Source organism: Streptomyces sp. NPDC028331 (assembly GCF_055565775.1).
Window position 1 is genome coordinate 1 of record NZ_JBVHTR010000044.1, and the last position, 11,022, is coordinate 11,022.

Here is an 11,022-nt window from a genome sequence, read left to right on the forward strand (position 1 = left end):
CCTCATGACCCGCCGCCTCACCCACGAAGCCACCACCAACTGGCGTGACAGCTAAGCCAAATGAAACAGACAACCGAGAACCAAACGCTCACTTAAACCGGGTCAGGTTATTGATGGCATGTGAGTGATGTGAGTCATGCGGGTCGAACCTCGGTCCACGCGTCGGATCTGACCAGTATTCAGTCTCGACCCCACCGGCCCGCCGCTGCCAGCATCGCCGGTGGCCCATCAACCGCGGACCAGGGGGAAACATCCATGGCCGGCCGAACCCGCACCATAAGGAAGATCGCCACCGCTTCCGCAGCCGCTGCACTGCTCACACTCTCGATCAGCGCGGGAACCGCCGGCGCCAGCACGCCCGAGCCGTTCGCCGACCAGGCCCGCGCCGCGCATCTCACCCCCGCGCAGGACGGCGCGCTGCGCGCCGAAGTCGCCAAGTACCTCCAGCGTAGCGGCGGCAAGCAGATCTCCCTCAACGAGATCAAGGTCGACGACAAGCGCACCATCCGCGTCGCCATCCCCGGCGAGGCGCACCCGCGCACCTTCACCGACCACGGCAGCACCGCCCCCGCCTACAGCAGCATCTGCAACCCGTACGCCGAGACCCAGAACGGCTACTTCTGCGCCTTCAGCGGATACGGCTTCACCGGCAGCGAAGACCCGATGTACTACTGCCACTCCTACGCCATGAACTACACCGGCACCGGATCCTGGGTGAACCGCCAATACGGAACCCACGTTGCGAAGTTCTACGGCAAGCACGGCGACTACATCGACCAGAGCCTCCCGCCGATCTCCGCCGCCAACTCGCAGAACTGGTACCACGTGTGGACGGTCGTCCCCTGCTGAACGTGCCGCCGAAGAACGATGCTTTAACCCTCGAAAGGGCTCGGCGCGGGCAGCCGGGGAGGCACGCCGCTGAGCGATGTCGTCCACGCCTACATCCAGGCGGTCAGAGGATCGATGCAAGGGCAGACGTTGACCCCCGTCGCCTCGCTGAGACGTCGCTACCGACGCTCAGGAGGGCTACGCCCCGGGCGGCGGAGCTGCCAGGACAGGGCGGCCGGGGCAAGGCGGACGGTACGCGGCCGGAGTGTCCGAAGGCGAGTGAGGACCGAGAAGAGGAAGGCCGGCGCCTCCACTTCCTCCCCTCGGCCGGCGCCACGAAGCCGACGTCCCGATCGCCGAGGGCCGGGACGTGCCGGGCGTCATACCGCAGTGGGCGGGTGCCGATAGATGTCGGCCAGAGCGTCGATCGTCTGCGCCATCCGTGCCCTCAACTCGGTGGGGGCCACGACCTCGGCCTCCGCGCCAAGCCGTAGCAGCATGCCGACGGCGTGATCGACGGACTCGGTGGGGATGACGACCTGGATGCGGCCGTCGGGACCCGGCGGACCGGCGCTGTCCCGGGCGGCGTGTGCCACTGCTGGTTCCATGAGGTCGGGCAGTTGTTTGAGGATCCCCGGCGAGAGCCGTACCACCGCGTCGCCCTGGTGGCGGCGGGCATCGAAGTCTGCCAGATAGGACTGCCAGTGCGCGGCCAGGTCGAAGCCCGGGGGATGCTCGAAGCGGTCCTTCAGTACCTGGATCCAGAGGATCTGGGAGATGCGATAGGTGCGTACCTGTTCCTCTCGGCCCGCCACCAGGTACCAACGACCGGATTTGAGCACCAGACCGTAGGGCTCCAGCGTCCGGGTCACTTCCTGGGGAGCCTTCCACCGCCGGTAACGGATACGGATGCGGTGCTGCCGCCACACGGCGTCAGTCACGGCGGCCAGGTGCGGGGTGGGATCCGTTTCGGCGTACCAGCCAGAGATGTCCAGGTGGAAGCGCTGCCGTATCTCGCCGGTCCGGTCGCGTAGTTCGTCGGGAAGCGCGGCCCTCAGTTTGAGCTGGGCGGCGGCTAGCACGGTGCCGAGCCCGAGGTCCGCGGCCGGTCCGGGCAATCCGGCCAGGGAGAGCGCCTCCGCCTCCTCGCCGGTCAGTCCGGTCAGCCGGGTGCGGTAGCCGTCGACCAGCCGGTAGCCACCGTCGTGGCCGGGATCGCCGTAAAGGGGAACGCCGGCGGCAGCGAGAGACCCCATGTCCCGGTACACGGTGCGGACGGAGACCTCCAGCTCGTCGGCCAGCTGCTGTGCGGTCATCCGGCCGCGGGTCTGAAGCAGCAACAGGACGGACAGCAGTCTGCTCGCACGCATGAGGAAAGTCTGCCGTAGTCCCCTGACACGGGATGTCAGGGGAGCCGGTCTAGCTTTCCGGCTGGGCGTAAGCCCGACGCACGGGACAGACCAAAGGACACCTGCACATGAGTACTCCATCCCCGGGCCAACCGGGTATCGGTGATTTCGACTTCCTGGTGGGCGCCTGGGAGGTGACGAACCGGCGGCTCCGCGCACCACTGACGGGTAGCACCGAGTGGGACGAATTTCCGGCCACAGCGGTGTGCCACAGCACTCTGTTCGATGGAGCCGCCAACCTCGACGAGATCAGCTTCCCGACCAAAGGCTTCAGCGGCCTGACCCTCCGCTTGTTCGACCCCGTTCGTGCGCAGTGGTCACTGAACTGGGTGAACAGCCGTACCGGGCTGCTGCAACCGCCAGTCGTCGGCCGGTTCCACGACGACGGACACGGCGAGTTCTACGGCGAGGACGCCCACGAAGGCACCCCCGTCCTGTGCCGCTTCATCTGGTCGCAGATCACCTCGGTATCGGCCCACTGGGAGCAGGCGTTCTCGACCGACGGCGGGCGGAGCTGGGAAACCAACTGGACCATGGCCTTCCGCCGGACCGGGAAGGGTTCGGCATGACCAGGGCGCCAGCCGCGCAGGAACTTTCGGCTCAGCCAGCCGGGAGACTGACCGTCTGGCAGGGGGCCGCACTGTACATCGGCGCGGTCCTGGGCACCGGTGTGATCGCCCTGCCCGCACTGGCGGCACGGGCGGCTGGCCCGGCCTCGCTGCTGGCCTGGCTCGCACTGGTCCTGCTGTCGATTCCCCTCGCGGCCACGTTCGCCGCGCTGGGCGCCCGCCACCCGGACGGCGGCGGCGTCTCCACCTACGTCCGGCATGCCTTCGGCGCACGAGCGGCGGCGGCGGTCGGCTGGTGCTTCTACTTCGCCGTACCCGCCGGTGCCCCGGCAGCGGGCATGTTCGCCGGCGCATACGTCGCGACCGCGGTGGGCGGCGGCCGACGCACGGTGGTGGTCACAGCGGCGGTACTGCTGATGCTCGTCGCGGTGGCCAACACCTTAGGTCTGACCGTCACCGGCCGTATGCAACTCGTGCTCGCCGTTCTTCTCGTCGCGCTCCTGCTGGCCGCCGTGGCCACCGCCCTGCCGCACGCCCACATGCGGAACCTGCATCCGTTCGCGCCACACGGCTGGCCCGCGATCGGCTCGGCCGCGGCCCTGCTGGTGTGGAGCTTCGCAGGCTGGGAGGCCATCACCCACCTGGCAGCCGACTTCCGCCGTCCGGCGCGCGACCTGCCCCAGGCCACCGCCCTGGCGGTCGCCGTCGTCGGCGTGCTCTACCTCGCCGTCGCCGCCGCCAGCGTCCTCGTCCTCGGCCCGGCCGCCGGCACCTCCGACGCCCCGCTGGCCGAACTGCTCGCCCTCGGCATCGGCGGAACAGTCCATGCGCTCGCCGCGGCCACCGCCGTGCTGCTCACTCTCGGCACGATGAACGCCTACTTCGCAGGCGCGGCGAAACTGGGCGCAGCGCTCGGCCGGGACGGCGCGCTGCCCGCCTGGCTCAGTCAGGGCAGCAGCGCCGGCGAGGTGCCACGCCGCAGTCTGGCAGTCGTATCGGGGCTGTCGGGACTCGCCCTCACCGCCACCACGGTCGCCGCTGTCGGCCCGCAGCCGCTCGTCCTGCTCACCACCGGGTCGTTTGTGACCGTGTACGCCCTGGGCACCGCCGCAGCCCTGCGCCTCCTTCCCCGTGGCACCCTGCCCCACCGCTCGGCACTTCTCGCGCTTGTCGCGGTCGCGGTACTCCTCGTCATGACGGGCTGGTACCTGCTCTGGTCGCTGATCGTCACAGCGAGCGCACTGTGCTACCTGCGGTGGCGCGGTGAAACAGGCTCTGCCACGTCCTGACCCGGTGGGCGGCTTGCCGTCGGACGGTCCACAGTCGGTGGGCCACCCGCAGCAGACCAGCCGTGCCGGGTGGGCGCATGAAAGCAGGACCTCCGGTGCAGCACGAGGGTCGCCAAGCCAACTCGAGGGCGTCGGGGTGGGGTACGTCCGGCTCGCCGGGACGGGCGTCAAGCCGATCGACCCATCCGCGGGTGGCTGGGCTGTGTCGTGCCCCGCGTGGATCGCACCGGTCGAGGCCTGGACCTCCTGCCCGGCAACTGGGTCCGGCTCGTCCTGCTTCAACGCCCTGCCAGTCCGCTTTCGTAGGCGGCGATGACGAGTTGGGCGCGGTCCCTGGCCCCCAGCTTCGTCAGCAGATGGCTGACGTGGGTCTTGACCGTGCCGACGGTCAGACACAGCTCGGCTGCGATTTCGTTGTTGGACAGGCCACGTGCGATCAGGCCCAGCACGTCGCCCTCGCGGCCGGTCACACCGTCCAGGGTGCGGGTGACCGGGCCGGGGTAGCCGGGGCGGCGGACGTAGGTCTCGATGAGCTTGCGGGTGACGCCGGGTGACAGCAATGACTCCCCGGTGGCGATCACCCGCACGGCGTCGATCAGGCGTGCGGGTGGAGTGTCCTTGAGGAGGAAGCCCGCGGCGCCTGCGCGGAGCGCCTCGAAGACGTACTCGTCCAGGTCGAAGGTGGTGAGCACCAGGACGTGGACGGGCACCGGAGACGGGCCGCCGAACAGCGCGCGGATGGCCTCGATACCATTGAGCCCGGGCATCCGGATATCCATCAGGGCCACGTCGGGGCGCAGTTCGCGGATCACCCTGACCGCCTCGGTCCCGTCGGCCGCCTCGCCGACGACCTGGAGATCGTTTTCCGACTCGAGCAGCACCCGGAACCCGGCCCGCACCAGCGTCTCGTCGTCCACCACGACGACCCGCACCGTCATGCGCCCTCCAGATCGGCGCCCACGGGGAGCCGGGCTGTTCGCTCGTCCGTGGCGTACGGCAGCCGGGCGGTGACGCGAAAGCCGTGCGGCGAGAGCGGGCCCGCGTGAACCTCGCCGCCGTAGAGGGCGGCGCGTTCCTTCATGCCGGTCAGGCCGTGGCCCTCGGTGGTGGGGGTGGTCGTGCGGCCGGCTCCGGCATCGACGACCGTGAGAGCGACCTCGCCCGGCGCGTAGGCGACCGTCGCCCGGGCGTGGCCGGTGCGGGCATGCTTGACGACGTTGGTCAGGGCTTCCTGCACGATGCGGTAGGCGGCGCGGTCCAGACCTCGGGGCAGGGCGTGCGGGTGACCGCTGATCGTCAACTCGACCTGGACACCGGCCCGTCGGGTCTGTTCCAGGAGCGTGTTGAGGTCGTCCAGGCCGCCGGGCAGCCATTCGGCACCGTCGTCATCACGCAGAACACCCAGTAGCGAACGCAGCTCCGTCAGGGCTTGCCTGCTCGTCGTCTCGATCGCGGAGAGGGACTTCGCGGCCTCGTCAGGTCGGCTGCCGATGACGTGGTGGCCGACGCCTGCCTGGACCGCGACGATGCTCAGGCTGTGCGCGACGACGTCGTGCAATTCCCGGGCGATGCGCATGCGTTCCTCGACGAGGAGGAGCTGTGCCCGCTCTTCGGCCTGCTCGACCAGGCCTCGGGTGTAGGCGCGGCCCTGTCTGGTGGACCATCCGATCGCCCAGGCGGCGGCCTCGACGATGAGGACTTGGATCATCCCCGGTCGCCCCCAGGAGTGCCCTGTTATGCCCTGCAGAGGGATCATCAAGGCGAGTTGTGCGGCGCCTGCCACCGCGCCCGCATACGCCGCGACACGCGCGGGCCGGGTGACCGCCACCTCGTACACCAGCAAGGCAGTCGCCATGATCCCCGACAGGCCGACCGCGGCCTCGGTAGCCATCGTCACCGACGCCACCGCCAGTGCCGGCAGTGGCAGCAGCCGCCGGACGGCGACAGCCAAGACCAACGAGCACGTCAGCACGGCCTGCCATGCCGGCCAGCCCGTGCGGTGCGTGCCAAGTGTCCACCACAAGACGTTCCACGCCATCAGGGCCATGGCCAAAAGGACATCCAGCCCGATCAGCTGAGTGAGCGTCAGCCCCCTGCCGGAGGACACCGCGTCATGTCTCACCATCATGCCTCGCACACATCCGACCCTAGCCGGGAGGCTGATCATCCGCCTCTGTCCAGAGACAGAGATCAGTCGGTCAGTCCGTGGCCAGATCCGCGGGGCGGGCACCTTCTGCCAGGGTCGGCCACATGGATCTCTCCCGGACGCCCGCCCGCCGATGGCTTTCCCCTGTGCCCTGCGGCTTCGCCCTGCTCGCCGCCGCGTCGTCCCTGATGTACGGCGGTGATCAAGCGGTGAACGCCTGGGCCTCGACCAACCTGGCCAATATGGGTGATCATCCTGTGGAGGCGCTCATCGCCTCCGCCTTCCTGTTCGGTGCCGATCCCTGGGCCTGTCTGCGCAGCATCGCCCTGACCGGGGCCATACTGGCGTTTCTCGTCATCCGGTTCGGCAACATGCGGGCGGTCGCGCTGATCGCGGCCGGCCAAGTCCTCGGCACACTGGTGAGCGAAGGGCTGCTGGCAGCGCGGATCGCGGCGGGCCAAGCCGACCCGGCGCTGCGTGCGACGATGGACGTCGGCCCGTCCTACGTGATCGTCGCGGCCCTGGCCGCCGTGGTGGCAGCGGGAGCCCGGCGGTGGCACCGGTGGACCGCGCTCGCCGCGCTCGCGGTGCGCGCACCGCACATCACGAGCGGCCTGACCACGCTGGGAGTCACTCCCGTCGGCCACGTGACAGCACTGTCCACCGGCATGCTGCTGGCATGGGGTCTGCGGTCGTCCGACGCCCGCCACCCCCACCTGCACCGACTGACGTCACGCGCAGCACCGCTTCAGACCGGGGGGCGTACCAATGGTCGCGTACCTTCTGTGATCCGGCCACCAGCACGGCGTCGGTTCACACCCCACGACAGACTGGATGGGACGGGGGTAAGCCAAGTACCCCCTTCGAAAACGCACCGGGGCGCTTCCTCCCTGACCGGCACCGCGCCTGTCCCAGCAAGGATGAGGGCTGCTCAGGCGAATGGTCCCACCCCAGCACGGTCCTTGGCCGGGTGATCTCGGCCGGGTGGATGCATGAGTTCAGGGCCCCTTGGTAGCTCGGGTCTGCGACCACTCGAGTGCCAGGAGGCCCTGTTGTTCAGTCTTGCCTGACGGTCCCTGTCTCGTCCAACTCCCGTGTTGATGCTCGGAGGGGGGTGTTGGTGTACGGGGTGGCGGCTGGCCTGGTGTGTTGCTGATGGGTTGAGAGGCCGGGTGAGCGGTTAACAACGCTCGTGATCAATACACCTAGGGCGCGTTATGAAACCGCCCTGATGGGCGGGAGAATCCTGGTGGGCCAGTACAGTCGCGGGCATGGCGAAACCTGTGCTGCGGGCAATCGAAGATGATGGGCGTGCTGTTGATGATCCGACCGAAGCCGCCCTGCACAACCTGCTGGCTGACATGAACCTGCGTCACAGGTTCGTGATCCTGGAAAGGCTCGACCTGGAGCCTGTGGGCCAGCACTACATGCAGGTGTACCTGAGAGACGACATGAGCTACCAGGTGGAGTACCGCGAAGGCGGCGCAGACAAGCACTTCCAGGCTCACGTCCCAAGACCGCATGAGATGATCGGCCCAGAGCCAATCGCCAAAGTGATGATCGACTGGGCGTACGATCGCCAGGGTTGGCGTGAGGCGATGCCATGGGTTCCGATGTCCTGTTAGAGCACCGTCACAGCCACTCGTTGAGGACTGCGACCAGCACGGTCGCCTCGTAGCGGACGGCAAGCTTGCCATACCTCGTGGCCACGGCCCAGTGCCGCTTGAGGCGATCGATCCCGCACTCGACGGCATGCCGCTCGCGGTAGTCGGTCTTGTGGAACTTCGGCGGCCGACCGCCTCGGGAGCCGAGCTTCTTGCGGTTGCGGACCCGGTCCACTGGCACCGGAATGGTCGCTTTGATCCCGCGTCTACGCAGGTAGGCCCGGTTGCGGCGGGAGTCGTACGCCTTGTCGGCTCGCACCTTTTCCGGCCTGGCTGCGGGGCCGCCCAGGACCGAGGCGGGGTACGCGGATCGCTTCCAGGACCGGCTCGAACTGCGGGGAATCGCCCCGCTGCCCAGCCGTGATCAGCACCGAGAGAGAGGCTTCTGCCCCTGCTCGACGGCAAGGTGGATCTTGGTCGTCAGCCCGCCTCGGGAGCGTCCGAGCCCGTGGTCGGCCGGCTCGATGGCAGTACCGCCAGGCGGCTCCTTCTGCAGATCCCCCTTTTCGCCGCCCCGGCGGCATGCTGGTGGGCCCGGCAGATTGTGGAGTCGACGTTCACGTCCCAAGTGATCAAGCCCTTCGCATCCGCCTGGGCCTGGAGCTGGGTGCTGCAGCAACGGCTCAAGCCGGGCCCACTGGCCGTCCGTCAGATCACCGCGCACCACAGCGAAAGATCATCCCCGCCCAAGATCCACTTTCGCAACAGGCCCTAGACGATCAAGTCCGATGTGTTCGATCGCGACGGCCAACTGAAGGGCGGGCGTGCCAGGGACCGAACTGAAGTACGGGAACTTCCGGCGCAGGCGCCGCGTTTCTCCCGCATGCTGGCTATGTGGGGCGCCGCGCTTCCGGCGCTGGCTTTTCTCCTGTTCGTCTGCGGTGCGGCTGAGTTGATGATGCGGCGATTCAAGCGGCGCAGCGTCCTTCACCGCGGCCGCGGTCCTGAGCACCGCCCCTTGACAGGGTCCGCGTTCAACGAATTCGACCTGGTATTCAGCGGCAACAAATCGATCGAGATCGAGCAGCGGCAACATGAAGCGAACCGCCGCGACGACCAGGGCGACGGCGCCCCGCCACGCACCCGTATCGACCTGGCCAGCGGCACGGCCCGCATCGCCCTCCCGCCCGACCGCGAGGCCGTTCACCGGCCGCGCGGGGGTGCGCAGCAACCCTGAGGAGCTCCATGGCAAGCTCCTCTGCCCGGCAGGTGTAAGACCAAGGCGGCTTCCCCTTCAGGGATCCGCACCTCTCTGGCGGTGGCGTGCCACGGCAATGGCATGCTCCTGGCTATGCATGAAGATCGGCAGGGCAGGACAACGGCGGGCGTGTGGGGGCGTATCGCGTGCGCCTGGGCGGTCGCTTTCGCCACGCTTCATTTCTACTGGGCGCTGGGCGGCAACTGGGGTCTGAGTGTCTCGGCCGGGCCCCTGGCCGAGAAACGCCCGGCGTGGTTCGTGGCGGTGGGCCTATGGGGTGTGGGGACGCTGTGCCTCGTCGGCGGGGCGCTGGGATGGCTTCTCGCACGGCCGCGGCCCCATGGCCTGGCCGGACGGGTGGTCAAGGCTCTGGGCTGGTCTGTTTGCGCTGTCCTGCTGGTGCGCGGCATCGCGGTTGAAATGCTGTTGCTGACCGACACAGCGGGCCAAGAGGCAGATGTCAGCCCGGAGCAGCGGCTGTGGACGCTGGTGCTGTGGAATCCCTGGTTCCTGGTCGGCGGTCTCGTCTTCGGCCTGTCCGCTCGGGAGTTCGGGAGAGCGGACGGTCCGAGCAGCGGACCCGCCTGAATGACGCCGGGGATCACGAGCAGACTACCCGAGACACGCTGGCTGCGGTACGCGAACACGCACCTGGCGTCGATGTTCCCGTATCTGCCGCAGCAGTCCGGGTGGTACAACAAGCGCCTCAAAGCCGCGTTGTCGCTGGTGAAGAAGGCGATACGGATGTTCGCCGTCGTCTCATGGGCTCCGACTGTCACAGCCGCAGGGTGAACGAGATCGCTCACACCATGGGAGTGGGAGCAGCGGGAGGCTGTCGGAGGGCGCGGGGCCGGTGCAGCTCAGGCCGCTTCCCGCCGCCGCAGGAGCTGGCCCGTACCGGTCAAATGGAACAGCCGGTCGACGGCCGGAGTGACCGGCCCGGACACAGAAAAGCGCACCCCTGCGTCCTGAAAGTGGCTGCGTGCTGCGAGAAGGATGCGCAGCCCGGAACAGTCGCAGAAGGCGACCTGGCTGAAGTCGGCCTCGACCCAGTGAGCACCGCTGAGTATCGCGGCCCCCAACTCGTCCCCGAGTTGGGCCGCGGTCAGGTGATCGACCTCGCCCGCCACCGACACCACCGTCCGGCTCTGCAGGACGGTGGTGGAAAGGTGCAGCCGCTCGCCAAGCGGGTCGTCAGCGTTGCTGTCCACCTCCTCAGCGTCCCGGCTGTGCGCCCTGACGTCAAAGACTGGTCTTCGAATGACTGCCTGTGGCCGACACCTCGTAGGAGGCACAAGCACCGATGAGCGGGCTGAGCTTCCCGGGGGAGGTGAAACAGCCCGACGAGAACTGCCATCATGAGGCGCGCCGTTGGATGCGTGCCTCGCCTGACTGCCGCTCAAATGTGGTGCAACCTTCCCCAGTCGGCTCACCGGCACCCGGGACTGGGACATGGGCACTGTGAGCTGGTTTGCGGCGTGCGTAGATCGCGGCACTCACGAACGTCAGCCGCTGGACGGTGGTGGACTGTGTGGCCAGGTCGATGGTCGGGGCCGCCGCGTAGAGGTGGTCGGGGCGACCGGACGGGAATGCCGGCCGGCTGATGGTGGTGCCGGAGACCTCCGGCTTCGCGCCGGGCGTCAGACCGGCCGCGGCCGGTGCCTGCCGGGAGTGGCTGCCGTCCGCGCGATCCGAGCCTCGGGCGTGTCGGTGTCGCTGGAGGTGCCCGTGGCGTTCAGTTTCGGCCCGTTACCGAAGCTGCAGCCGACGGAGGCGGGGTCGAGGCCGAAGCCGCGCGGGACGGGCTTGGGGGGGGGGGGGGGGGGGAGGGGGGGGGGGGGGGGGGGGGGGGGGAAAGGACTCACCCGTCTCGTTTTCCCCTCCTTCCACCGAACAGAAACACACCCACCCCCCCCCCC

The 11,022-nt window shown here is 68.7% G+C and carries 12 protein-coding genes and 1 pseudogene; 8 read left to right on the forward strand and 5 right to left on the reverse strand.

All coding sequences use genetic code 11. From position 1 onward, the window contains the following. Positions 1 to 255 precede the first annotated feature (255 nt). Positions 256 to 849 (forward strand): hypothetical protein, encoded by a 594-nt coding sequence (locus ACZ4SW_RS36375; RefSeq protein ID WP_468253367.1) that lies wholly within the window; start codon positions 256 to 258, stop codon positions 847 to 849. Positions 850 to 1,208: 359 nt separating this feature from the next. On the opposite strand, the gene ACZ4SW_RS36380 is transcribed toward ACZ4SW_RS36375, so the two are convergent. Further along, positions 1,209 to 2,198 carry a helix-turn-helix transcriptional regulator gene (locus tag ACZ4SW_RS36380; RefSeq protein ID WP_468253368.1) on the reverse strand — a complete coding sequence of 330 codons (990 nt, stop codon included), beginning with the start codon at positions 2,196 to 2,198 and terminating at the stop codon, positions 1,209 to 1,211. A gap of 107 nt (positions 2,199 to 2,305) precedes the next feature. On the opposite strand from ACZ4SW_RS36380, the gene ACZ4SW_RS36385 reads away from it, so the two are divergent. Both ACZ4SW_RS36385 and ACZ4SW_RS36390 read left to right on the forward strand, forming a co-directional pair. Next, the gene (locus ACZ4SW_RS36385; protein WP_468253369.1) at positions 2,306 to 2,806 is read left to right on the forward strand and encodes a hypothetical protein; all 501 of its coding nucleotides are present in this window, start codon (positions 2,306 to 2,308) and stop codon (positions 2,804 to 2,806) included. Next, the gene (locus ACZ4SW_RS36390; RefSeq protein WP_468253370.1) at positions 2,803 to 4,095 is read left to right on the forward strand and encodes an APC family permease; all 1,293 of its coding nucleotides are present in this window, start codon (positions 2,803 to 2,805) and stop codon (positions 4,093 to 4,095) included. The genes ACZ4SW_RS36385 and ACZ4SW_RS36390 overlap by 4 nt, the downstream gene beginning before the upstream one ends. 278 nt (positions 4,096 to 4,373) lie before the next feature. Here the strand turns inward: ACZ4SW_RS36390 and ACZ4SW_RS36395 are convergent, their stop codons facing one another. Both ACZ4SW_RS36395 and ACZ4SW_RS36400 read right to left on the reverse strand, forming a co-directional pair. Next, positions 4,374 to 5,033 (reverse strand): response regulator, encoded by a 660-nt coding sequence (locus ACZ4SW_RS36395; protein WP_468253371.1) that lies wholly within the window; start codon positions 5,031 to 5,033, stop codon positions 4,374 to 4,376. Beyond that, positions 5,030 to 6,046 carry a sensor histidine kinase gene (locus ACZ4SW_RS36400; protein WP_468253372.1) on the reverse strand — a complete coding sequence of 339 codons (1,017 nt, stop codon included), beginning with the start codon at positions 6,044 to 6,046 and terminating at the stop codon, positions 5,030 to 5,032. The genes ACZ4SW_RS36395 and ACZ4SW_RS36400 overlap by 4 nt, the downstream gene beginning before the upstream one ends. Positions 6,047 to 6,345: 299 nt before the next feature. Between ACZ4SW_RS36400 and ACZ4SW_RS36405 the strand changes: the two genes are divergently transcribed. Both ACZ4SW_RS36405 and ACZ4SW_RS36410 read left to right on the forward strand, forming a co-directional pair. Next, complete coding sequence (locus ACZ4SW_RS36405) at positions 6,346 to 7,215, forward strand: rhomboid-like protein (protein ID WP_468253373.1); 870 nt, start codon at positions 6,346 to 6,348, stop codon at positions 7,213 to 7,215. Between the two features lie 297 nt (positions 7,216 to 7,512). Beyond that, positions 7,513 to 7,866, forward strand: a complete 354-nt coding sequence (locus ACZ4SW_RS36410) for a hypothetical protein (RefSeq protein WP_468253374.1) — start codon at positions 7,513 to 7,515, stop codon at positions 7,864 to 7,866. Positions 7,867 to 7,873: 7 nt separating this feature from the next. On the opposite strand, the gene ACZ4SW_RS36415 is transcribed toward ACZ4SW_RS36410, so the two are convergent. Beyond that, positions 7,874 to 8,164, reverse strand: a complete 291-nt coding sequence (locus tag ACZ4SW_RS36415) for a transposase (protein ID WP_468253375.1) — start codon at positions 8,162 to 8,164, stop codon at positions 7,874 to 7,876. A gap of 471 nt (positions 8,165 to 8,635) precedes the next feature. Between ACZ4SW_RS36415 and ACZ4SW_RS36420 the strand changes: the two genes are divergently transcribed. The 3 genes and pseudogenes from ACZ4SW_RS36420 to ACZ4SW_RS36430 all read left to right on the forward strand — a co-directional run. Next, positions 8,636 to 9,082, forward strand: a complete 447-nt coding sequence (locus tag ACZ4SW_RS36420; RefSeq protein ID WP_468253376.1) for a DUF6191 domain-containing protein — start codon at positions 8,636 to 8,638, stop codon at positions 9,080 to 9,082. A gap of 114 nt (positions 9,083 to 9,196) precedes the next feature. Next, positions 9,197 to 9,691: a DUF3995 domain-containing protein gene (locus tag ACZ4SW_RS36425; protein ID WP_468253377.1), complete on the forward strand. Its 495-nt coding sequence runs from the start codon at positions 9,197 to 9,199 to the stop codon at positions 9,689 to 9,691. 30 nt (positions 9,692 to 9,721) lie between these two features. Continuing rightward, a pseudogene (locus tag ACZ4SW_RS36430) lies at positions 9,722 to 9,856 on the forward strand (IS982 family transposase); the annotation flags it as partial. Positions 9,857 to 9,963: 107 nt separating this feature from the next. On the opposite strand, the gene ACZ4SW_RS36435 reads toward ACZ4SW_RS36430, so the two are convergent. Next, positions 9,964 to 10,314 carry an STAS domain-containing protein gene (locus ACZ4SW_RS36435; RefSeq protein ID WP_468253378.1) on the reverse strand — a complete coding sequence of 117 codons (351 nt, stop codon included), beginning with the start codon at positions 10,312 to 10,314 and terminating at the stop codon, positions 9,964 to 9,966. Between the last annotated feature and the right edge of the window lie 708 nt (positions 10,315 to 11,022).